The organism is Sphingobacterium shayense, from assembly GCF_013179575.1.
Lineage (GTDB): Bacteria > Bacteroidota > Bacteroidia > Sphingobacteriales > Sphingobacteriaceae > Sphingobacterium > Sphingobacterium shayense.
Window position 1 is genome coordinate 1 of the sequence record NZ_JABMCQ010000025.1, and the last position, 22,277, is coordinate 22,277.

The window sequence follows — 22,277 nt, forward strand, 5'->3', positions numbered from 1 at the left end:
CATTGTCGAAATTTTCACTAACGCGTAGCTTTGCGGACAACCATTTCACGTATAATCAGTCCAACATACCGCATAACTATATCAACGAGAAACCTTTTCGATATTCAAATGAATTAGTGGTTAAACTATTGAGCGATACGTTGCATAGAGAAGTGACGCTGATATCACAGATTCCGCTACCGAAAGACGTTAAAACCGTTTATTCGGCCCGCACTGTCGATATCCTGAGGGAAATGATGCTACCGAGCGATAATTTCCTAGCGGAACAGTTTCAAATGTTGGCTGCAGAGGCTATTTATGGCACGTTTCAAACCCAGACATTACGCGATTATATGAATAAAGAATACTATAGCAAGTTCGCGGATAAAATTCAACTACACGACGGTAGCGGGCTTTCGACGTACAATAAGGTTACTCCGCGCAGCATGATAGAGGCTTTATTAACAGTTCGGGACCACGTGAACAATAGAAATGAGCTAGAATATTTGTTTCCCACAGGAGGCGTAAATGGCACATTAAAAACAGCATACAAACTCGACAAAGGACAGCCTTTTGTATGGGCAAAAACGGGTACAATAAACGGCGTACATAATCAAAGTGGTTTTATACGTACCCGGACCGGGAGAAACCTCGTTTTCTCTTTTATGAATACAAATTACCTAGGATCGGCTGGGCCTATACGTAGAGAGATCGTCAAACTAATTACGTTTATACGCTATAACTATTAACTCGTACAGCGCTTAATTTATAATTATGTCCTACATTTTAAACGATCTCTTCTTATTTTTAGGGATCATTATCATATTAGCTAAAGCATATGCGCGGAACTCATAAAAACGATAAACGTTTGATTCGCTCTTGGTCAATGTATGACTGGGCAAATTCGGCATATAACCTGGTCATAACATCTACGATTTTCCCCGCATATTATACTGCTATAACACAAACGCAAGAGCACGGCGATGTGGTAAACTTTTTCGGTATAAAGGTAATTAACACTGTATTAACCAATTTTACCTTAGCCATTGCTTATCTTATCATGGCATTAACATTACCGTTCATTTCGTGTTATGCAGACGTTCAGGGGAGAAAGAAACCTATCATGATGCTTTTTACCTATTTCGGGGCATTTTCTTGTATGGGGTTGTATTTTTTTAAACTCGACACCTTGGAGATCTCAGTGATTTTGTTTGGTTTGGCTGCAATGGGATATATTGGTGGGGTTCTATTTAACAATTCATATCTACCCGAAATTGCTACTGTTGATCAACAGGATCGGGTAAGCGCCCAAGGATTCGCTTATGGTTATATTGGATGTGTAACCCTCCAGATTATCTGTTTAATATTCATTTTGAAACCAGATTGGTTCGGAATTATCGATCCCAGCTTCGGACCTCGGTTGTCTTTTTTATTAGTCGGGATTTGGTGGATAGGCTTTTCGACAATCCCTTTTCGCGTTCTTCCTAATAATAAACGATCCGATATTAGAGCCGCACGCAATTTATTTAGAACCGTTATTTTAGAGTTCCGAATCGTATTGCGGCGCATCAGTAAAATTGATCGCATTAAGAGATTTTTACCAGCATATTTCTTTTACGCAGCAGGGGTACAAACTGTTATGATAGTTGCAGCGGCTTTTGGAGCAAAGGAGCTTAAGCTAGAAAGTTCCAAATTAATTATCACAATACTACTCATTCAACTCGTTGCTATTGCAGGCGCAATTTTGATGTCCAAACTATCCGGCCGATTTGGGAATATTAAGGTATTGCTTGCTGTGATTACAGTCTGGATTGGAATTTGTATTTCTGCATTCTATGTTGAATCTGAAACCCAGTTTTATCTCTTGGCTTGTGTTGTTGGCCTTGTGATGGGGGGGATACAATCGCTGTCTAGATCTACCTATTCCAAGTTCTTACCAAGCAATATAAAAGACACGGCCTCATTTTTTAGTTTTTATGATGTTACCGAGAAATTAGCTATTGTCATGGGATTACTTTCCTTCGGATTAATAGAACAGGTTACCCGAAATATTCGCTATTCTGCAATTTTCTTAACCATATTTTTTATCATCGGAGCGCTATTTTTACTTCGCTTGTGGAAGTACAATAAATATATGTTAAGCCAAGATGAATATTAATGCACATTCTGGTAGCGGTTTTCACTTGGAATTCTTAGCTTAGCTTTAACAACAGATAACAATAGGTTTCGTTTAAAATGTTACATTTAGCGAAATATAAAAATATAGATCCGCGGTGGAAGTAGCGAGCGCAGGCGTACTTCATATTAACAACCCGAAAAAAGACTACCTGCTTATTATATATGAAAGTAGAGATATTTATACCTTGCTTTATCGATCAACTTTTTCCAGAAACAGCTTTTAACACGGTAAAGCTGCTTCAAAAAGCTGGCTGCGAGGTAATCTATAACCCAGACCAGACCTGCTGTGGGCAACCTGCTTACAATGCGGGTTTTTGGGATGACGCGAAAGCAATAGGTCAGAAATTTTTAAACGATTTTTCCGAGAATACCTATATCGTCTCTCCATCCGCTTCTTGTACAGGCATGATTAAATCGGGATACGACGACCTTTTTACTAATTCTACCGAACATAATCGCTGTCGGAACATACAATCAAACATATTTGAACTAAGCGACTTCTTAGTAAATGTTTTGAAAAAAGACTACTTCGGTGCTGAATTGGTCGGGACAGCGGTATATCACGATTCTTGCTCAGGTTTACGGGAATGCAAAATTAAAGACGAACCACGTAAACTTCTAAGTCATGTTGGAGGACTCGATATTATAGACATGAGGGATCAAGAGACGTGCTGCGGATTTGGCGGTACGTTCGCCGTCAAATTTGAAGGAATTTCAGCTGCGATGGCAGAACAGAAAGTTCATAATGCTTTAGCCGTTAAAGCTGATTATATTATTTCAACAGATAGTTCTTGCCTATTACAATTACAGAGTTATATTGATAAACATCAACTAGCCATAAAAACTAAACACCTAGCCGACGTACTAACGTCTGGCTGGGCAAATATTTAACACATAAACAAAATAAAAAATGAACTCAAGAAGAAACTTTTTGAAAAACGTTGGGCTTGCAACCGCGGGACTTGCTTTTGCACCAACATTAGATTTGTTTGCTGCTAAAAAATCATTCTTTGAAATCTCTTTAGCGGAGTGGTCCCTACACAAAACTCTTTTCAAAGGTGATCTGAAGAATATCGACTTTCCTGAATTAGCCGCCAAAAAATTTGGTATTTACGGAGTCGAATATGTCAACCAATTCTTTAAGGATAAAGCAAAAGATATGACTTACCTAAAAGACCTTAATAACCGTGCTAAAGATAACGGCGTAGCGAACGTTCAAATCATGATCGATGGAGAAGGAAATTTAGGCGACGAAGATAATGCGAAGCGACTAGAAGCTGTTGAAAACCACTACAAATGGATCGACGCAGCGGCATTTTTAGGATGCCAATCAATCCGTGTTAATGCTGCCGGCAAAGGTACGCCAGAACAAGTAAAAAAGCAGGTCGTAGAAAGTCTTAGCACGCTTGCAGATTATGGAAAGAAGGCTAAAATTAACGTTATCGTAGAAAATCATGGTGGCATCTCTTCGCATGGTGACTGGCTTTCTGACGTGTTAAAAACAGTAAATAAAAAGAATTGTGGAAGTTTACCGGATTTTGGAAACTTCTATGAATATGATCGATATCAAGGAGTGACCGATTTGATGCCATACGCAAAAGGAGTGAGCGCCAAAACACATGATTTTGATGCTAACGGAAATGAAACACAAATCGATTACACACGTATGATGAAGATTGTAAAAGATGCCGGCTTCAAAGGATGGGTAGGCATCGAATACGAAGGTTCTAACTTACCAGAAGAAGAAGGAATTATAAAAACAAAAGCTCTTTTAGAGCGCATGAAAGCAATATAAAATAAGTAAAGTTTTCCTTTTAATCCGACATAATAAACACCTGTTTACTAGCTTAAAACAAAAAATAACTAGAGCGGGATATCGCGACGATTAAAGGAAAACTTTATTCGCTTATATACCATGGGATTTCAATAAATAGAACACCCTTGTGATAAAGCACCAATACATACTTGAGAACAGTAATCGAAATATTACATAAAATTACGTTCAATATTTACGCGAAAAAGAATTCAAAAAGTTGTATTTATTCGCCGTGCCAATTATACTAAATCATTGAAAACCCCTCACCGCACGAATATGCTCCTCATAAGTAGATTTAAAAATGCTTTATGGATTTATTTCAGGTGCAGCGATAAGTGTTTCAGCGGTTTAAGCAATTAAATAAAAGCATGTTGTCTTGAAATAAATTGCTTATGTGTTTCGGTAAATTTACACCATTGTTAAAATAATGCTGCCGAATGAATTGGTTAAAAAAGAGCGTTAAATTACATCCAATGCGTACAAATTACACTAAGTATTGTAGATTATAATATATCGAATCTTTGACAAAATTTAGAATTTTTGTTTTCTTTGTACCGTTAAATCCAAATCTATCAAAAGGAATCTCTATTGATAGACTGCAAATTTAATACTTAACTAAAAAATATGAATCAAGATAAAGATGATGCTCTGGTAAGCCATCTTGCCAAGCAAGGTATAGATGACAAAATGGTAATGGGCCATCCGGCTAGTTTGTTTGTTTTGTTTTTTACAGAGATGTGGGAACGATTCAGTTATTATGGCATGCGTGCTCTGTTAACCGTATTCTTAATTACCGAGATTGCAAAGGACGGATGGGGATGGTCTAACGAGAGCGCAATGCAGCTCTACGGCTGGTACACAGGACTGGTATACCTAACTCCGTTAATTGGAGGCATTATAGCCGATAAGTTTACAGGATACAGACAAGCTATCACATTGGGAGCATTAGTAATGACCTTAGGTCATTTATCCATGGCTTTTGAAGGTGTCAATGACAACTTTTTCTATCTTGGTTTGGTACTGATGATATTAGGTAATGGTTTATTTAAACCGAATATCTCCTCGATGGTAGGTCAGCTTTATCCCGACACCAGTTCAAAAAAGGACGCCGGGTACACAATTTTCTACATGGGTATTAACGCCGGTGCTTTTCTAGGTATGTTGCTGTGTGGTTATATAGGAGAAAAAGTTGGCTGGCACTACGGCTTTGGTTTAGCGGGTGTATTTATGTTCTTCGGAATGCTCCAGTTTTATTTCGGACGTAAAATATTCGGAGTTATTGGAGAAAAGCCTAATACCATCCACAAGGAAGAAGATCATATTCAAAAAGTTGATGAAGAAGTGCTTCCAAAGAAAGTTGTTAATGATCGTTTAATCGTGGCGGGGGTGTTAATGGTTGCAAGCTTATTTTTCTTTTTCGCTTTTGAACAGGCAGGTGGGTCGATGACTATTTTCGCTAAAGACTACACCCAGCGTGTACTAGACGGAGATTCGGGTGCAATATTCAAATGGGTTGATGCAGCATTAACGATTTTTCCAATATTGATTGTAACTTGGGTTTTATACGGCCTGAGTAAAAAAATTGCAAAGCAATATCCGTTAACAATTCTATTTACCGCAATATCGTTTGTATTAATCTGGGCGTTAGGATTATGGAAAGTATACAATGAATACACCCTTGAAGCAACTGAAGTAACCGTCTCTTGGTTTCAAATTCTAAATTCATTCTTTATCATTACACTCGCTTCCTCATTTAGTAAGATCTGGGAAAAGGTATGGAATCCTTCCGGCCCGGTAAAATTTGCAGTTGGACTAGGACTTGTCGGACTAGGTTTCGCTATTTTGGCGTTTGGAGCCAGTACGATCCCTTCAGGGGCAACAACAGCTTCCGTTAGCATGATATGGTTAATATTAACGTACTTCTTCCACACTAGTGGTGAACTATGCTTATCGCCCGTAGGACTGTCTTACATATCGAAATTATCTCCTAAGAAATTTGTAGGCTTATTATTTGGGCTATGGTTTACTGCCTCAGCGATCGCAAACTTTATCGCGGGTATGACAGGTTCCTACATTGATAAAATTTCACATACCTATTCAATGTCTACATTCTTTTATATCATCGCTGCAATTCCTATTGGGGCGGCAATTCTTCTTTTGCTATTCAATCCGAAATTAAAGAAGATGATGCATGGTATTAATTAGCTTTTTTAAAGAAAGTACAAAATGCTCGTAAGGTAATTACGAGCATTTTTTATAATATGCCTCGTTTTTCGCTCTTTTGATTAATTTTGGCTTTCTAGTCTACTTATTTGATAATTTAATATAAATAACTCGTGACCGACAGCTTAGTCATCATTCCGACATACAACGAAAAAGAAAATATTGAAAAAATTATTCATAAAGTTTTTTCACTGGCAATCCCTTTCAGTATTTTAGTCGTTGACGATGGCTCACCAGATGGAACGGCATCTATCGTTAAAAAACTTCAAATGACTTACCCAGATCGTCTGTATATAGAAGAGAGGGAGGGTAAATTGGGACTAGGAACGGCATACATACATGGTTTCAAATGGGCATTAGCAAGAACATACGATTATATTTTTGAGATGGACGCCGATTTCAGCCATAATCCTGAAGACTTGATTCGTCTTCGACAGGAATGTCAGGAGCGAGGGTCGGACATGGCGGTCGGTTCCCGTTACATCAAAGGTGTAAACGTGGTGAATTGGCCGATGAATCGTGTACTTATGTCTTATTTCGCCTCAGTATACGTTCGATTAATTACACGAATTGACATCCAGGACGCTACTGCAGGATTCGTCTGTTTTACAAGAAAGGTATTGGAACGAATTCCATTAGACAAAATCAAATTCGTCGGTTACGCCTTCCAAATCGAGATGAAATTTAAGGCAATTCAGTATGGTTTTAAAGTGTCCGAAGTTCCAATAATTTTTACAGATCGTACCGAAGGCACATCTAAGATGAGTACGAGAATCTTCCGCGAGGCTTTCTTTGGTGTAATCCAACTGAAATTCGAAAGTTTATTTAGAAAGTTTAATTGATTAACTTAGCGCCACATTAATTTAGCCATGAACGAAAATCTTGATCCCAGCCCTGAACGTCTAAACCCTATCGATAAAGATATCGAAAGAGCCTTGCGTCCACAGGCTTTTGAAGATTTTACAGGCCAACAAAAGATATTGGAAAATCTTTCCATTTTTGTAAAGGCGGCTAAATTGCGAGCAGAAGCATTAGACCATGTCTTATTACATGGTCCCCCAGGATTAGGGAAAACCACGCTATCTCATATTATTGCAAATGAAATGGGCGTCAACATCAAGATAACTTCCGGCCCTGTTTTGGACAAACCTGGAGATTTGGCAGGTTTACTTACGAATCTCGACGAAGGCGACGTGTTATTTATTGACGAAATTCATCGGTTAAGCCCAATTGTCGAAGAATATTTGTATTCTGCAATGGAAGATTTTAAGATCGACATTATGCTCGAAACAGGACCAAATGCTCGATCGGTTCAAATTTCCTTGAATCCGTTTACGTTGATCGGTGCGACAACACGCTCAGGCCTCTTGACAGCACCACTACGTGCTCGTTTTGGAATCAATTCTAGACTTCAATATTACGATGCAAAACTACTGACCTCGATAGTACTCCGCTCTTCTGCAATTTTAAATACGCCAATAAGTGATGAAGGTGCATATGAAATTGCTAGACGAAGCCGCGGAACACCACGTATCGCCAATGCATTACTCCGACGCACACGGGATTTCGCACAGGTGAAAGGAAATGGCGAAATTGACAAGGCTATTGCTAAATATGCCCTTAATGCGTTAAACGTCGATGAACATGGATTAGACGAAATGGACAATCGTATTCTTTCCACCATTATTGATAAATTTAAAGGAGGACCAGTTGGTTTAAAAACCGTCGCGACTGCCGTAGGAGAGGACGAAGGGACTATTGAAGAAGTGTACGAACCATTTCTTATACAGGAAGGTTATCTCATGCGCACCTCGCGCGGTAGAGAATGTACTGATTTAGCATACCGGCACCTCGGTAAAACAAATCTAAGTAAAGGAAATACATTGTTTTAGAATAGTATACCCGTTTCAGCCAATACGCTTTAATATTCTTTTCGAACGGGCGACTAGGGAAGGCGTGGCGTTGACTAGCAGATAATCAATTTGTGCCCTAAGCTCATCTTTTATCCAAGCGGCGCTATCGCTAAAATTAGCTATAATATCCAAGCAGTTGACTGTGACAGCTACTGGGCATTTTGGATCAATCACCCAGCTAAAACAGACTTCTATCAACCGCTCCCTTTGCACTTGAGTGTGCGAAATCACATACTTTCCTTTACTAGCAAGCATAGCAATTTTCGTTAAACTTCGAATAGCGCTCCAATTTCTTTGATTTTCCATTGTATCAATATACTGCACATATATCGTAGGAATAATCGAAGGTTGCTTTATTATAATATGTTCTAAAAGCCATCCCGCACGAAAAGAAACAAGTGGATCATCACTTAAGCTATATTGCAATAATAACTTAGGTGTCAGATTATGACGTTCAGCCAATTGCAAGTCAAAATCTTTAACCGAAACAGCTCGGATACCCTTGGTCAAAAACTCGATGTTATCTTTTCTATTCTTCGGCATAAAATTTAGGGTTAAAATTGACCAAAAAAAGTTGATCGCGGGCACGCGTTATCGCGGTATATAACCATCGTAAAAATTCCATATTCAACATTTCATCATTCAGATAACCCTGGTCCACAAATACGCAAGGCCATTGTCCACCCTGCGCTTTATGGCAAGTAATGGCATAAGCAAACTTAATTTGTAGTGCATTATAATAGGGATCCTTTTTGATTGCATCTAATCGATCCTGCTTTAAGGGTATATCCTTATAATCTTCAGCAATAGACTCATATAGCTTCTGCGATTGTTCACGTGGCAAATTGGGGGCATCGACATAGATACTGTCCAGAAGTACACGGCATAGTACTGGCTCTAACTCGTCGTCGTCAATAAACTCTAAGGAGATGTCTGCGAAACGAAACCCATGCTGCTCGTGCACATTACTCACCTTACGAACTTTCGCTTGATCGCCATTAGCTATAAATCCAGTATTTTTCTCGTCGTGTTGCTGCAACCAGTAATAATTGTTACGGACAACCATAATAAGATCACCACCCGTTATCTCTTCCTCACGGAATAAAATTTGGTTACGAATGTGCTGGTTGTATAAGTTTGCAGACTTATTCGACCGACAGATAACAATACTATTTTCTATCTCGTATTTGTCATAGCTATAATGTAGGCCCTCGATGAGCCTGTCTCCATTCATACGGAAGATATCTTTGAAACCTTTGGTATGAAAATGAGGAAAGGGCAGGGTGCTCTCAAAATCTTCCGTGCGAATATCATTTCTAACTTGCGTCGCGTTGTATAGTATTCCCGAATCGTACTGTTGACGTACAACTTCGCGCAACTCATAGTTATATACTCCTAACTTATAGTTTGAATTCAAATAATTAGCATCCAACGCAGGGCTTTCTAACATCCCCACAGGGGGAAGCTGCGCAGTGTCGCCAACAAACATCAAGCAACAGTTTTTTCCCGATCGAACATAACTGATCAAATCATCCAATAAACTTCGTGAAAAAAAATGTATACCTTCATCGGCAATCATTGAGGCTTCATCGATGATAAACAAAGTGTCTTCATGTAGATTTTCTGCAAGAACGAAATCAAGTTCCATCGTCGCAGCGGTTTTTTTTCGGTAAATCTTCTTATGAATGGTGTAGGATTTTCTACCTGAGTAGTAACTCATCACTTTGGCGGCGCGGCCAGTCGGTGCAAGTAATACCGAACGCTTGCGAAGGGAGGGCAAGACTTTTACAAGCGCGCTTATCAACGTCGTTTTCCCCGTTCCTGCATATCCTTTCAATAAAAAACAAGTATCTCCTCGAAAGGTCACAAGAAATTCCTCCAGCAAAGTTATCGCTTCGCATTGCTGCCCTGTCGGAGGCCATGGAAATTGCTGTTTTAGGAGCTTCTGGATATGCATAGCCAAAGTTATTCAAAAGGTTGATCAATTCAATTGGAAAACCTATTTTTGTTAGGTACGAATATTTATCGCCTATTTATCGTTAGCCTCCTGTATAAAAGGAAAGTCTTCAAATTGGAGTAGGTTGAAATCGTTAGTCAAAACAATGGTTCTCTAGAATATCATTCGTAAATTACAAATGGCTCAAAAATATACATGAAATATACATCTAAGAATTTTCATTTACATTATATACCGCAATACAAATTGCTTATAAAAACTGGATTGATAGAAGACACACTTCTTGTATTGGATGAAAATAATGAAGTTCAAGTTCTTCAGTCTTATCCGTCCAACCAACCTGATTCTGAAGCAACAAAATTACTAGGCCTACCTTTTCAAAAAGTATTTATCACCTTAGCGCTACAGGGCCTGGTATTTATTCCTACGGAAGTGTATAACGAAAACGATAGTTCCTTGTACCAACATTTTTTGCCAGACGAGAACGTTTCTCGTACACAAAAAGTTAATATCGAAAGTATCGATGTTTCAGCATGTTATCAATTTGATTTACTCGCTCACAACAAGTGGAAAGTAATTTTCCCTAATGCACAGTTTGTGCCGAATTTCACTATCTTGCTCGAACAGGTTCAAGCCCATATTCCATTACAAGGTGAAGTTTTTGGTATACATGTTAGTGATAACCAAGCCGAACTTTTTGCGTTTAAGAATGGGAAATTTCAATTTTATCAAATTTTCGATATCTACAGCAAGAATGACTTAAACTATTTCATTCTAAATACGTGTAAATCCATCGGTATTTCGCCAAAGATGAATAGAATACTAATCTCTGGGCTAGCGTCCGACCATGAGTATACATCGCTCTTAAAAGGCTTTTCTGAAAACCTTCTGTTTATCAACCCAACAACCACCGTTCGAAGTGAGGATGAGCGAATTAACGAAAAACTAAAATCATTTAATATACTTATAGACAGCCAACTATGCGTATAATCGGAGGTAAACATGGCGGTATACGATTAACACCCCCAGCGAAATTGCCGGTGAGGCCAACAACTGACATCGCCAAAGAGGCGCTTTTTAATATTCTGCAAAATAAGATTGATATCGCAGAAGCTAACTGTTTGGATCTTTTCACGGGCACTGGGAATATAACCTTTGAGCTTGCCTCAAGAGGAGCGAACGCTATCGATAGCGTTGATATACACTTTAAATGCTTGCAATATATTAATGAAACCGCTAAAGCTTTGAAAGCGGATGATATTATTAAAACTAAAAAAGCGGATGTATTAAAATTTATCGCTAGTTGTAAGAAGCAATACGATTTTATCTTTGCCGATCCTCCGTATGATATGGGAGAGCTACCTACGTTAGCTAACTTAATCATCAATCAAGGGTTGCTACGCCAGAATGGTTTACTTGTGGTAGAGCATCCTTCACTTCGCAAAATGGAAGAGTCGTCTTTGCATTCGGAAACACGAAAGTACGGACAGTCTTCATTTAGCTTCTATCAAAACACTTCCGCCTAAGATAAACCCCTTGTTATGAAAACAGCAGTCTTTGCCGGATCGTTTGATCCATTCACCTTTGCTCATAAAGATATCGTTGAACGCGGACTAGCCTTGTTCGATAAAGTAATTGTTGCGATAGGCGTGAACAGCGCAAAAAAAGGATTGATGAGTTATGACCAACGTACAGATGGTATCGTCGATCTTTTTATCAACAATGAAAGGGTAGAGGTAACCCAATTTACGGGTCTCACGATTGATTTTTGTAGAAAAGTCGGTGCTCAGTATTTACTTCGGGGATTACGGAACACAAATGATTTTGAGTTTGAAAACGCTATCGCTCAGAATAATTTGATATTAGCACCCGAAATAGAAACATATTTTTTAATGGCGCGTTCGGGGTTAGGGCATATCTCTTCAACAATTGTCCGTGATATACTCCAAAATGCTGGAGATGTAAGCGCTTTAGTTCCTCCGGAGATCATTACGCACGTTAAACTTTAGCCTTTCTCGGTCAAAAAAAGAGCCTTGATATCCGATACCTGAATACAAATAATTGAATCACCGTAACTGGTCTCTATAAAAATGGAGAAAAATTACTTCCAAATAAAATTAATTTAGTACATCCTTATATTTTTTGAAAGCAAAGTGATAAAAATAAAACATAGCCCAACTTGATGATAGAGTTGCGCTATGTTTTTACTCGCGGTTAGCAAGCAATGAGTATTATTAGCATATTCAATTTGTAATCCGATCACCACCGGCTGAATATTCACAAGTGTTAGGTTCGACCAATTTTCACCTTTTTACCTTTTATTTTATTATTCACCGATTGCTTGATAATTGTAGCCGCTACATGGCGGTCAACTGATACAAAAGACTCTCTTTCTTTCACCTCAATTAGTCCAACATCTTCTTTACTGATTCCATCTAGATTTAAGAGATAGCCGACAATGTCGATTTTATTTATCTTGTCTTTTTTACCACCGGTGATATATAAAGTCGCAAATGGCGAATTGGGAGGTAGATCATATTCTTGGTCATCCAAGTCTACAATAGGTGCATCCGCAGGTACATATGGATAATCTTCCTCAGGTTTTAATATCACATAAACCTCACCGCTTGCTTGCATACGAGCGGTACGGCCATTACGGTGTATAAACGCATCTTCTTTATACGGTAATTGATAATGAATAATTGTTTCTACCTCCGGAATATCTAAACCACGGGCTGCGAGATCCGTAGTAATCAATATTCGATTAGAATTATTACGGAATTTTAAAAGCGCGAGTTCACGATCGGCTTGTTCAAGCCCTCCGTGGAACAGATCATGAATGACTTCACGACCGTCTAGAAGCTCACTGACATGATCAACCGCTTCGCGGTGGTTACAGAAAATGATTGTTTTCTTCTCCCCGTTTCGGCAGAGAAGCTTAAAAAGCGCTTTCAGTTTATTTTGGGGGGGAGCGATAACTTTTTGAATCAATAACTTCGGGGCGGATGACGCATCGGCCGAAAAATCCACCGTCACAAATGAGCCAATTCCTGTAAATTCAGGAATGTCGGTCATCTTCGTCGCCGAGGTTAAAATACGATTTCGCAATCCCTGTAAACGATCAACGATCGAAGTCATCTGACCTACAAAGCCAAATTCCAATGATTTATCAAACTCATCAAGGACTAAGGTGTGAATTGATCTGGAATCAACATGTTCGCGCTCGAAATGATACATAACTCTCCCGGGTGTACCAATTAGGATATCAGGAGCTTCGCGCAGTTTGTTACGTTCTACTTTAGTATCGTTCCCTCCATAGACACATGTTATCTTATAGCCTTGGTGAACCTTACGTATTACCTGCTCAATTTGAAGAGCCAGTTCCCGAGTTGGCACTAAGATTAACACTTGAGTTCCGTCATAGTTTACGACCAAATGTTTTTCCAACAGGAGCGCAAAAGCAAGCGTTTTACCTGTACCGGTAGGGGAATGTAAAACAAAGTCTTTTTTATCATCGTATTTATCAAGAACCGCCTGCTGCATCTCATTGAGTTGAGAAATCTGCATGCGTTGTAAAATTTGCTGTAGCTCCATGAGCGCAAAAGTACGATTAATAATTCGAAAAGGATCTTTGAAGGTAAACCGGGAGCAAAATTCCCGCTGTACAATGGTGCCTAAAAAAATAAAGGACTATACTGCAATGCAGGATAGCCCTTTAAAAACATTATATTAAAGTGATCCGATTAAAAGTGGAACTGAACACCAAGAGTTGGAGATAAAGAGTTCGCGTCTAAACCAAATGAGTTTGAATTAGGTTGCGAATCTTTTCCATCGTAGTGGTTGTAGTACAATCCACGAACTTTAAGCTCTACGCCTACTTTCGGTGTAGGGAAAAATGCTACTCCTGGAGCAAGCTCGACACCGTAAGAAGCAAACTTATTGGTATAGTCGTCAGTACCGTCTTTATACTCAGTTTCGCCCCATTGCATAGGAACTGATAATTGAGAGAAAAACTTAAACGACCCTTCTCCAATATAATTTCTTACAAACGGAGCTAAATTAAAAGCGTTGTTTTTCGTGACGATATCGACAGTAGAACCACTTTTTTGTTCGCTCCAATTATAACCAATCGCGGTACCTACAGCCCAGTTGTCGCTTACAAAATAACCAACTGTTGGATTAATTGAGAACCCTGTGTTTTTTGCTTCACTGTCCTCTACTTTCTCTGAATGGAAACCGACTTGTCCACCGACAATAAATTTCCCTTGTTCAGTTTGTGCTTTTGAAGCCATTGTTAAACCAGCAACAGCTGTTAGTGTGAGTAATAATTTTTTCATGTTGTATGATATTTAATTTATTAAAAATATTTGACTATCTGTCAATATGATTCAGTTAGTTCAATACTTGTGCCAAGAGATTTATTGAATGTCATCAAATTGTTTGATTATATAATCAATTGATTTTGAATATAAATTTCAATAAGCCATATGAATAACTGGCCAAAAGGAAGGTTGTCAGTCGTGACAAAATATCCGAAATTCAGACGTAACGTCACACCTGATACTGCCATTCTTAAGTAAAATCGATGGAGAAGCTCGGCGAGAAAAAAAACAAATTACGATATACAAAAAAAAACCCGGCATCGAGTGACAGCCGGGTTAAATGAAATTATAAAATATTATTCGAAATATTCTTTAATACGTTCAAAGAATGATTTTTCGCTTTTACCAGGTTGTGGCTTAAAATTAGCCGACCCCTTAAGTTTTTCTAATAAAGAACGTTCCTCAGGAGAAACGGCTTTTGGAGTCCATACATTTACGTACACCAACTGATCACCTTTGTGATACGAATTTACTTCCGGCACACCTTTACCTTTTAACCGTAAAATTTTACCTCCTTGGGTTCCCGGATCAATCTTAATCTTTGCTTTACCATCGATAGTTGGAATCTCGACACTCGTGCCTAAAGCAGCATCTGCAAAGTTGATATATAAATCATATATCACGTTGACCCCATCACGCTTTAAAGACTCATGCGGAATTTCTTCGATTAAAATGATAAGATCACCTGGAATTCCTCCACGAGGTGCAGCATTACCTTTACCGCTCATAGAAAGCTGCATGCCCTCACTAACACCTGCAGGTATATTGATGGAAATCGTTTCTTCACCACGTTCAAGTCCGTCTCCTTTACAGGTCGTACATTTACTTGTAATTTCCACTCCCTCACCATTACAAGTAGGGCAGGTGCTCGTAGTTTGCATCTGTCCTAAGATCGTGTTGGTTACCCGGCGAACCGAACCAGCACCACCGCAAGTAGTACAAGTTTTAGAAGATGATTTATCTTTTGCTCCTGTTCCGTCACAGGAGTGACAGTGGATTTGTTTGTTTACTTTAACTTTCTTTTCGACACCTTTAGCAATTTCTTCAAGCGTCAATTTTACCTTGATACGTAAGTTTGTCCCCCGTTGTACCCGGCGTCCACCTCCACGTGCACCTCCGCCGAAAAAGCTCTCAAACGGACTTCCTCCGCCGAAAATATCACCAAATTGGCTGAAGATGTCATCCATATTCATTCCGCCACCGCCGAAGCCTGATGCTGAATTACCCGAATGACCAAATTGATCATAGCGTTGCCTTTTCTCAGAATTACTCAGAACCTCATAAGCTTCTGCAGCTTCTTTGAACTTATCTTCTGCTTCTTTATCATCGGGATTCTTATCCGGGTGATATTTAATCGCTAGCTTGCGATATGCCGATTTAATCTCTGATGCATCTGCAGATTTGGAAACACCTAATATATCGTAATAATCTCTCTTAGCCATCTTTCTATTGACCTATAACTACCTTAGCGAAACGAACCACTTTATCATTTAAAAAGTATCCTTTTTCCACCACATCTATAATTTTATTTTTCATATCGTCCGATGGAGCTGGGATCGCCGTAATCGCTTCCTGATACTCAGCATCAAAGGGTTGGCCTATTAGATTTTCCATTTCTTTTAATCCTTCTAAAGCCAACGTTTTGCGGAATTTTTGATTGACAAGGTCAATACCAACTTTTACCGATTCAACATCTGGAGCGGTCTCCATCGCCGATAGTGCACGATCTAAATCATCTAATACGGGTAATAATCTATTAAGCACATCTTTACTTGCTGATTGGATTAGTTCAACACGCTCTTTCGATGTTCTTTTTTTATAATTGTCAAACTCTGCAAATAGACGTGTATACCTATCTTGTGTGTCTGCCAATTCTTGTTGTAATTTTTCCTCCTGAGAAAGTTCCTCTTCTGGCTCTTGGCTTTCAGTTGCCGCCGTCTGATCTAAATCCTCTAAATTTTCGTCTTGAATATTATTTTCCTGTTCGTTCATCATATCTATAAATAGCAATAATACGTATTCGCTAAAGCGGGTTCAATAATTTTGCCAACATAAATAAAACCGACACCCTGTCAGTTTGCTTTAAAACAAACGATCAAAATGTCGGTTTTATGATTATATGTCAGTTTATTAGTTAAATTGTCACATTATCATACAAGGCGGTATCCGCCGTTTTGATAATTCTTGCAGGCATGTTTTTTATGATTTGGTAGTCATGTGTAGCCATCAGCACCGAAGTACCTGAGGCAGCAATATCGCGCAATAACAATACAATTTCCTCAGATGTGTCGGGATCTAAATTACCGGTTGGCTCATCCGCTAGGATAATCTCCGGATTATTGAGAAGGGCGCGAGCAATAACGACCCGTTGTTGTTCCCCACCAGATAATTCATGAGGCATTTTGCGAAGCTTTGACCGTAAGCCCACTTTCTCCAATACATCCAGCATACGATTTTCAATTAATCCACGATCGACCCAGCCGGTTGCTTTTAGAGCAAATTCCAAATTCTTTTCAACAGTCCTATCGTTTAGAAGATGGAAATCTTGAAATACAATTCCTAGTTTCCTGCGTAAATAAGGTACATCGTTGTCGTGCAACTTCCTTAAATCAAACCCAGCAATCATCCCTTCGCCATTTCCAATATAAAGGTCGCCATAGATTATCTTCAGTAAACTACTCTTACCCGTACCTGACTGGCCGATAAGATAAATAAATTCACCTTGCTTTATATCCAGATTTACATGGGAGAGTACCAAGTGTTTCTGTTGATATATATCTACGTTTTTTAATTTTATTACTGTATTTTCTACCATAATACGTTATATCTCAATTTTTTTTATCTGCCCGAACGGCATCTCTTTGATCGTTTCCATTATAAGCTTGGCTTTATCAGCTAATCCTAACTTCTCTAAAGATTTATCCGGTCGATCTACACGAAAGTATGCAAGCAACGTAAATGCCTCATCACGTAATTGAACATAGTCGGGAATCTTAGCGACGCCTTTTACCTTTATCACATACATGCTAGCAAAGTTAAAATTTTTTATCAAACATTACTCTCGCTACATTGCTAATTCTGATCAGCATGTCCCTTTAAAAATTCAAGGGTATTCACGCCGTCGGCATAATCTGTTAAACTCGGGCACTGACTTCGTCCTAATGGAAACGTCGGAATATCAACATCTATTGTAAGTTGGGTGGTAATACACTGAATTTTTTCGACTTGCGCATCAAGTTGCGCAGATAGTTCCCGAATAGAGTCATACTCTTGAAAAAAAACAACCGCAAGGGGAGAAGCAATACGTTCATCTTCCTTTAGAAGCAGAAAACCATTATCATAATGCTTTTCACGGTTAATTAAGTATATCGATTTATTATAATCGTAATTATTCGCGTATTTATAATGACTAGCAATTTCCGAGAAGGATTCCAAAGGTTCAAAAAAGTTATTTATCTGGTATCCTTTGGGTAAAAATATTTTAGACACGGATCGACAACCAAGTCCGAAATAATCAAAAATATCATTTCCTAGAGCTCGAAGTTGTTCCGTTGTTTCAGTACCGTCCAAAATCGCAACCGAATTCCTGTTACGGCGGATTATATTTGGTTTCTTTCCGAAATAATAATCGAAATAACGCGAGCTATTATCACTCCCGGTGGCTATGATTAAGTCAAAATCCGTTAGGCGTTCCACGATCTCTATCTGCTCACTAAACGACGGTTCGATTTCTATAAGTTTCCCCAGAACATACGTAGTTAATCCAGCGTCATCTGAGGAAACCTTTATTTGTGCACGGAATCCGGCCAAGAGTACACTGAGTATATCGTGAAAACCGACAAGCGGCAAGTTACCTGCCAAAATAAGGCCGACTGATTTCGGATACTGCGAAAAATTATACGGATCCAGCCATTCCCGCAACTTACTTTTTGTTAAGTTTACCGCGATCTCGTCTATTTGTTTTAGACTGTTAGCCACCGTATACCAATGGTTTCTATGAGAGGCGCGTTCGAGGGTTTCCAGCAGCTCAGGTGTTTTTTTTACTAATAAATCTCCTAACGAGACAAAGGCGTCTATTCTTTGTTCAACTGTCAAAATGATGTAATTTAGAATTATTCTGAGAAATTTTTATACTATTTTTGCGTGTCTTAAGAAATAACTACTAACTTTGTATAGTATTATTCATTGAGAACGAGACAAAATTAGTTTAATTATTATAATTCTAAGGTTATAAATGGCAATTAAAATTACTGACGAATGTATAAATTGTGGAGCATGTGAACCCGAATGCCCCAATAATGCAATATACGATGCGGGTGTGAGCTGGAAATTTTCTGAAGGAACGTCTCTAGATGGTGTTATTGATTTCGGTGAAGGCGTAACCATAGATGCAAATGCATCACAAGACGCGATTTCTGATGAGGTTTATTATATCGTATCGGATAAATGTACAGAATGTGTAGGTTTTCACGACGAACCCCAATGTGCGGCTGTTTGCCCTGTCGATTGCTGTGTAGAGGATGAAGAGGTTGTTGAAAGTGAAGATGAATTATTAGCCAAGAAAGCATGGCTTCACGCTGAATAAGCAAAATATACTTTTTAAAGAAGCACTACCTAAGTTGGTAGTGCTTTTTTTTTGACTTATTTTCAGTGTTTAAATTCGTTATTTTTCGGAATAAATAAAACATTTATTCCGAAAAAAGCCTGTAAACTCGATATAAATTTGGTTTGAAGGGGTATTTTTATATTTTTGCTCTTCGATAACACCAAAAGACACAACTAAATGTTAAAAAAACAAGTTGCCCTAATTACGATACTCACTATTTCCATTGCAGTAATTCTTACATTAATTTACGAATTCAACATATTTTCGATACAACCTGGATTTATGCAGGCAGTTCGATGGGTAGTCGCCGCGGTATTATTCTTGAACGCGTTATCCAGACGTAACCTGACAACATGGATTTTAACTTGTTTGGTGCTGGGAGTATTTGTCGGTCTTGATTTTCCAGATTTTGCAAAAGCGCTTCAACCACTTTCTCAAGGATTTATCAAACTCGTAAAAACCATCGTGGGCCCAATTCTTTTTGCAACCTTAGTTTATGGAATTGCGGGGCATTCTGACCTAAAATCTGTTGGTCGGATGGCATGGAAATCAATGCTTTATTTTTTTTGTGCGACTTCCTGCGCTATTTTTATAGGGTTGATAGTTATCAACATAACGCAAGCAGGAGTAGGTGTCGATGTTGCTAACATGCCGCACGAAGCGCTTCCCGTGACCTCCTCAATCAGTGAGGCCGACTCTTTAGCGCTCTCACATATCGACCCTCAAGCCCACGGCCTTTATAAGTTTAATGTGTTTATTCGGGATATCTTCCCTGAAAATATCGTTAAAGCAGTATACGAAAACAAAGTATTACAAATTGTTGTTTTTGGAATAATTTTCGGTATCGGGCTTGCAATGGTCGAAGAGAAGAAACGAAAACCTTTCGTGGATTTCACCGAAAGTCTATCTGAGGCGATGTTCAAGTTTACCAATTTGGTCATGATGTTCGCACCAATCGGTGTGGGTGCAGCAATGGCTTACACAGTCGGTCACTTGGGGGTGGACATCCTGAAAAATCTATTTATGCTGTTAGGTAGCTTATACATCGCACTTACGTTGTTCTTATTATGTGTTTTACTTCCTGTCGCGTTATTTCTAAAGATCCCTGTTCTGAAATTTATTAACGCTGTGAAGGAGCCTGTCTCAATCGCATTTGCAACGACAAGTTCTGATGCTGCATTACCCAAAGCCATGAGCGCAATGGAGCGATTTGGCGTTCCTCGCAAGATTGTTTCATTTGTTATCCCAACGGGTTATAGTTTTAACCTCGATGGAACCTCATTGTACCTCTCTCTTGCATCTATTTTCGTTGCCCAAGCGGCAGGGATGCACTTGAGCATCGGTCAGCAGCTTTTAATTGCTTTCACATTGATGATTACTTCAAAAGGGGTAGCGGCTGTTCCGCGTGCCTCGCTCATCGTTCTTATCGCAACTGCAGATCAGTTTGGACTTCCAACGTTCGTAATTGCAGCAATACTAGGTATTGATGAACTAATGGATATGGCTCGTACCTCCGTGAACGTTATTGGAAACTGCTTAGCTACCGTCGTCGTTGCGAAATGGGAAGGAGAATTTGATGAAGAAGCACCTTTTCGGGATCAAATTGACGAATAATACCAATCCAAAGAATTAATAGCAGAAAGAATCCTCAAATAATTTAGTAATTATTTGAGGATTCTTTCTTAGCACCGAAAACGAATGAAACTAATTTTTCGCCAAAGAAAAAGGTGACAGTATTAGTTGCCACCTCGTAAAACAAATCATGAATAGGTTTACTGATAACCTAACAATTTCATCACTTGTTTAGAATTCTGTTCTTCGCCAAATACCTCATAGTTAAAAGTTTCATCACGATTTCGGCGTATCAATACATGTTTGGGAGACGGTAAGAGACAATGATGAATACCACCATACCCGCTCAATACGTCTTGATATGCTCCCGTATGGAAGAAACCTAAATATTGTACTTTACGTGTTTTGGGCATAAACACCGAATTCATATGTGCTTCCTGGTTGTAATAGTCCTGTCCGTCACAGGTAATTCCACCTAAGTTCACGCGTTCATATTCAGAATCCCAGTTGTTTACTGGGAGTAATATGTATTTTTGGTTTAGCGCCCAGACGTCCGGTAAATTTGTAATAAATGAACCGTCGATCATAAACCATTTCTCTCTATCGTTCTGTAATTTTCGACCTAATACCTTGTATAAAATACCAGAAGCCTCGGCAACCGTATATTTTCCAAATTCAGTAATAATATCCGGTTCCATCACCTCATGGTGTGCACATATTTGTTTAATACGATTGATGATTTCGTTTACCATATACTCGTAATCAAAATCATGTACCAAGGAATCCTTAAACGGCATGCCACCACCAATATCCAAGGTGTCGAGTTCTGGATTTACCTTTTTGAACTTACAATAAAGGGTAACATATTTTTCGAGCTCGTTCCAGTAATATGGCGTGTCAGATATCCCCGAATTGATAAAGAAGTGCAGCAATTTCACCTTAAAATTGGGGTTGCCGACAATTTTACTGTTATAAAAATCGATAACATCCTCCATGCGAATACCTAACCTTGAGGTATAAAACTGAGAGTCAGGCTGCTCCTCGGACGCTACACGAATTCCCAATGCACAAGGTTCCTCAAGCTCAATTTCATCATCATATAGATTGAATTCCTCTTTGTTGTCCAACACAGGTATAATGTTCGTATAACCATCATGAATCATATCGATGATATACTGCTTATATTGATACGTCTTAAAACCGTTACAGATAACTGTAATGTCTTTAGAAACCGTACCAGCACGCTCTAACGAGTCGATCATTGGCATATCGAATGCAGAAGATGTCTCCAGATGGATGTCATTTTTTAACGCCTCTTCAACGATATGTTTAAAGTGAGACGATTTCGTGCAATAGCAATATTTATAGGAGCCGCGATAATCAGATTTTAATATTGCTGTTTGAAACAATATTTTGGCTTGCTGAATTTTTTTGCTAACGAGCGGTAAATAGGTAAAACGCAATGGCGTGCCATACGTCTCTATCATTTCCATCAAATTTAAATCATGGAAATACAATTCGTCGTCAATAATTTCGAATCCGTCTTGCGGAAAACCAACACTTAAGTCTAGAAATTCCTGATAGGTCTGCATTTTTTGTTATTTTTGGCAAAGTTATACTTTAGGGATGAATACCGTACTATCCACGTACA

Annotated in this window: 22 protein-coding genes; 12 read left to right on the forward strand and 10 right to left on the reverse strand. The window is 38.8% G+C overall.

What is annotated here, in order from left to right; all coding sequences use genetic code 11:
* The 7 genes from HP439_RS05025 to ruvB all read left to right on the forward strand — a co-directional run.
* The coding region (locus HP439_RS05025; protein WP_172389252.1) for a D-alanyl-D-alanine carboxypeptidase at positions 1 to 728 on the forward strand (728 nt) is incomplete at its 5' end.
* Between the two features lie 89 nt (positions 729 to 817).
* A complete protein-coding gene (locus tag HP439_RS05030; protein ID WP_172389253.1) occupies positions 818 to 2,137 on the forward strand; it encodes an MFS transporter in 1,320 nt (439 codons plus the stop codon).
* Between the two features lie 182 nt (positions 2,138 to 2,319).
* On the forward strand, positions 2,320 to 3,048 hold the full coding sequence (locus tag HP439_RS05035) for a (Fe-S)-binding protein (RefSeq protein WP_172389254.1): 729 nt from the start codon (positions 2,320 to 2,322) through the stop codon (positions 3,046 to 3,048).
* Between the two features lie 19 nt (positions 3,049 to 3,067).
* Positions 3,068 to 3,952, forward strand: coding sequence for a sugar phosphate isomerase/epimerase family protein (locus HP439_RS05040; protein WP_172389255.1), 885 nt, complete (start codon positions 3,068 to 3,070; stop codon positions 3,950 to 3,952).
* Positions 3,953 to 4,597: 645 nt separating this feature from the next.
* The gene (locus HP439_RS05045) at positions 4,598 to 6,178 is read left to right on the forward strand and encodes a peptide MFS transporter (protein ID WP_172389256.1); all 1,581 of its coding nucleotides are present in this window, start codon (positions 4,598 to 4,600) and stop codon (positions 6,176 to 6,178) included.
* Between the two features lie 131 nt (positions 6,179 to 6,309).
* Entirely contained in the window at positions 6,310 to 7,038 is a 729-nt protein-coding gene (locus HP439_RS05050; protein ID WP_172389257.1) for a glycosyltransferase, read from the forward strand.
* A 27-nt stretch (positions 7,039 to 7,065) separates the two neighbouring features.
* On the forward strand, positions 7,066 to 8,088 hold the full coding sequence (ruvB, locus tag HP439_RS05055) for a Holliday junction branch migration DNA helicase RuvB (RefSeq protein WP_172389258.1): 1,023 nt from the start codon (positions 7,066 to 7,068) through the stop codon (positions 8,086 to 8,088).
* Between the two features lie 15 nt (positions 8,089 to 8,103).
* On the opposite strand, the gene HP439_RS05060 is transcribed toward ruvB, so the two are convergent.
* Together HP439_RS05060 and HP439_RS05065 are read right to left on the reverse strand one after the other, a co-directional pair.
* Positions 8,104 to 8,652, reverse strand: coding sequence for a hypothetical protein (locus HP439_RS05060; RefSeq protein WP_172389259.1), 549 nt, complete (start codon positions 8,650 to 8,652; stop codon positions 8,104 to 8,106).
* Positions 8,639 to 10,066, reverse strand: a complete 1,428-nt coding sequence (locus HP439_RS05065; RefSeq protein WP_172389260.1) for an ATP-dependent DNA helicase — start codon at positions 10,064 to 10,066, stop codon at positions 8,639 to 8,641. The genes HP439_RS05060 and HP439_RS05065 overlap by 14 nt, the downstream gene beginning before the upstream one ends.
* Positions 10,067 to 10,261: 195 nt before the next feature.
* On the opposite strand from HP439_RS05065, the gene HP439_RS05070 reads away from it, so the two are divergent.
* The 3 genes from HP439_RS05070 to coaD are packed head-to-tail and all read left to right on the forward strand — an operon-like array spanning position 10,262 to position 12,075.
* Positions 10,262 to 11,056 carry a DUF3822 family protein gene (locus HP439_RS05070; protein ID WP_172389261.1) on the forward strand — a complete coding sequence of 265 codons (795 nt, stop codon included), beginning with the start codon at positions 10,262 to 10,264 and terminating at the stop codon, positions 11,054 to 11,056.
* Positions 11,047 to 11,592 (forward strand): 16S rRNA (guanine(966)-N(2))-methyltransferase RsmD, encoded by a 546-nt coding sequence (rsmD, locus tag HP439_RS05075; protein ID WP_172389262.1) that lies wholly within the window; start codon positions 11,047 to 11,049, stop codon positions 11,590 to 11,592. Before HP439_RS05070 ends, rsmD begins: the two co-directional genes overlap by 10 nt.
* A gap of 15 nt (positions 11,593 to 11,607) precedes the next feature.
* Entirely contained in the window at positions 11,608 to 12,075 is a 468-nt protein-coding gene (gene coaD, locus HP439_RS05080; protein WP_172389263.1) for a pantetheine-phosphate adenylyltransferase, read from the forward strand.
* A gap of 277 nt (positions 12,076 to 12,352) precedes the next feature.
* Here coaD and HP439_RS05085 read toward each other — a convergent pair whose 3' ends face one another.
* The 7 genes from HP439_RS05085 to HP439_RS05115 form a co-directional block, all read right to left on the reverse strand.
* Positions 12,353 to 13,660 (reverse strand): DEAD/DEAH box helicase, encoded by a 1,308-nt coding sequence (locus HP439_RS05085; protein ID WP_172389264.1) that lies wholly within the window; start codon positions 13,658 to 13,660, stop codon positions 12,353 to 12,355.
* 149 nt (positions 13,661 to 13,809) lie between these two features.
* A complete protein-coding gene (locus HP439_RS05090) occupies positions 13,810 to 14,403 on the reverse strand; it encodes an outer membrane beta-barrel protein (protein WP_172389265.1) in 594 nt (197 codons plus the stop codon).
* Between the two features lie 341 nt (positions 14,404 to 14,744).
* Entirely contained in the window at positions 14,745 to 15,890 is a 1,146-nt protein-coding gene (gene dnaJ / locus HP439_RS05095) for a molecular chaperone DnaJ (protein WP_172389266.1), read from the reverse strand.
* A 4-nt stretch (positions 15,891 to 15,894) separates the two neighbouring features.
* The gene (locus HP439_RS05100; protein ID WP_343043510.1) at positions 15,895 to 16,443 is read right to left on the reverse strand and encodes a nucleotide exchange factor GrpE; all 549 of its coding nucleotides are present in this window, start codon (positions 16,441 to 16,443) and stop codon (positions 15,895 to 15,897) included.
* Between the two features lie 139 nt (positions 16,444 to 16,582).
* On the reverse strand, positions 16,583 to 17,263 hold the full coding sequence (locus HP439_RS05105; RefSeq protein WP_172389267.1) for a cell division ATP-binding protein FtsE: 681 nt from the start codon (positions 17,261 to 17,263) through the stop codon (positions 16,583 to 16,585).
* A 6-nt stretch (positions 17,264 to 17,269) separates the two neighbouring features.
* Entirely contained in the window at positions 17,270 to 17,473 is a 204-nt protein-coding gene (locus HP439_RS05110) for a fructose-6-phosphate aldolase (RefSeq protein ID WP_172389268.1), read from the reverse strand.
* Positions 17,474 to 17,520: 47 nt separating this feature from the next.
* A complete protein-coding gene (locus HP439_RS05115; protein ID WP_172389269.1) occupies positions 17,521 to 18,543 on the reverse strand; it encodes an acyl-CoA reductase in 1,023 nt (340 codons plus the stop codon).
* 139 nt (positions 18,544 to 18,682) lie between these two features.
* Here HP439_RS05115 and HP439_RS05120 point away from each other — a divergent pair, with 139 nt between their 5' ends.
* Positions 18,683 to 19,033, forward strand: a complete 351-nt coding sequence (locus HP439_RS05120; RefSeq protein ID WP_172389270.1) for a 4Fe-4S dicluster domain-containing protein — start codon at positions 18,683 to 18,685, stop codon at positions 19,031 to 19,033.
* A gap of 198 nt (positions 19,034 to 19,231) precedes the next feature.
* A complete protein-coding gene (locus HP439_RS05125) occupies positions 19,232 to 20,668 on the forward strand; it encodes a dicarboxylate/amino acid:cation symporter (RefSeq protein ID WP_172389271.1) in 1,437 nt (478 codons plus the stop codon).
* 158 nt (positions 20,669 to 20,826) lie between these two features.
* On the opposite strand, the gene HP439_RS05130 is transcribed toward HP439_RS05125, so the two are convergent.
* Positions 20,827 to 22,218 carry a type III PLP-dependent enzyme domain-containing protein gene (locus HP439_RS05130; protein WP_172389272.1) on the reverse strand — a complete coding sequence of 464 codons (1,392 nt, stop codon included), beginning with the start codon at positions 22,216 to 22,218 and terminating at the stop codon, positions 20,827 to 20,829.
* Positions 22,219 to 22,277 lie beyond the last annotated feature (59 nt).

Excerpts from the sequence above, each read along its gene's own strand:
- HP439_RS05100 (WP_343043510.1), bottom strand. The coding sequence starts at position 16,443 with ATGATGAACGAACAGGAAAATAATATTCAAGACGAAAATTTAGAGGAT.
- HP439_RS05120 (WP_172389270.1), top strand. The coding sequence starts at position 18,683 with ATGGCAATTAAAATTACTGACGAATGTATAAATTGTGGAGCATGTGAA.
- dnaJ (WP_172389266.1), bottom strand. The coding sequence starts at position 15,890 with ATGGCTAAGAGAGATTATTACGATATATTAGGTGTTTCCAAATCTGCA.
- HP439_RS05045 (WP_172389256.1), top strand. The coding sequence starts at position 4,598 with ATGAATCAAGATAAAGATGATGCTCTGGTAAGCCATCTTGCCAAGCAA.
- rsmD (WP_172389262.1), top strand. The coding sequence starts at position 11,047 with ATGCGTATAATCGGAGGTAAACATGGCGGTATACGATTAACACCCCCA.
- coaD (WP_172389263.1), top strand. The coding sequence starts at position 11,608 with ATGAAAACAGCAGTCTTTGCCGGATCGTTTGATCCATTCACCTTTGCT.
- HP439_RS05130 (WP_172389272.1), bottom strand. The coding sequence starts at position 22,218 with ATGCAGACCTATCAGGAATTTCTAGACTTAAGTGTTGGTTTTCCGCAA.
- HP439_RS05060 (WP_172389259.1), bottom strand. The coding sequence starts at position 8,652 with ATGCCGAAGAATAGAAAAGATAACATCGAGTTTTTGACCAAGGGTATC.
- HP439_RS05070 (WP_172389261.1), top strand. The coding sequence starts at position 10,262 with ATGAAATATACATCTAAGAATTTTCATTTACATTATATACCGCAATAC.
- HP439_RS05085 (WP_172389264.1), bottom strand. The coding sequence starts at position 13,660 with ATGGAGCTACAGCAAATTTTACAACGCATGCAGATTTCTCAACTCAAT.
- HP439_RS05040 (WP_172389255.1), top strand. The coding sequence starts at position 3,068 with ATGAACTCAAGAAGAAACTTTTTGAAAAACGTTGGGCTTGCAACCGCG.
- HP439_RS05035 (WP_172389254.1), top strand. The coding sequence starts at position 2,320 with ATGAAAGTAGAGATATTTATACCTTGCTTTATCGATCAACTTTTTCCA.
- HP439_RS05065 (WP_172389260.1), bottom strand. The coding sequence starts at position 10,066 with ATGCATATCCAGAAGCTCCTAAAACAGCAATTTCCATGGCCTCCGACA.
- HP439_RS05090 (WP_172389265.1), bottom strand. The coding sequence starts at position 14,403 with ATGAAAAAATTATTACTCACACTAACAGCTGTTGCTGGTTTAACAATG.
- HP439_RS05110 (WP_172389268.1), bottom strand. The coding sequence starts at position 17,473 with ATGTATGTGATAAAGGTAAAAGGCGTCGCTAAGATTCCCGACTATGTT.
- HP439_RS05125 (WP_172389271.1), top strand. The coding sequence starts at position 19,232 with ATGTTAAAAAAACAAGTTGCCCTAATTACGATACTCACTATTTCCATT.
- HP439_RS05030 (WP_172389253.1), top strand. The coding sequence starts at position 818 with ATGCGCGGAACTCATAAAAACGATAAACGTTTGATTCGCTCTTGGTCA.
- HP439_RS05105 (WP_172389267.1), bottom strand. The coding sequence starts at position 17,263 with ATGGTAGAAAATACAGTAATAAAATTAAAAAACGTAGATATATATCAA.
- ruvB (WP_172389258.1), top strand. The coding sequence starts at position 7,066 with ATGAACGAAAATCTTGATCCCAGCCCTGAACGTCTAAACCCTATCGAT.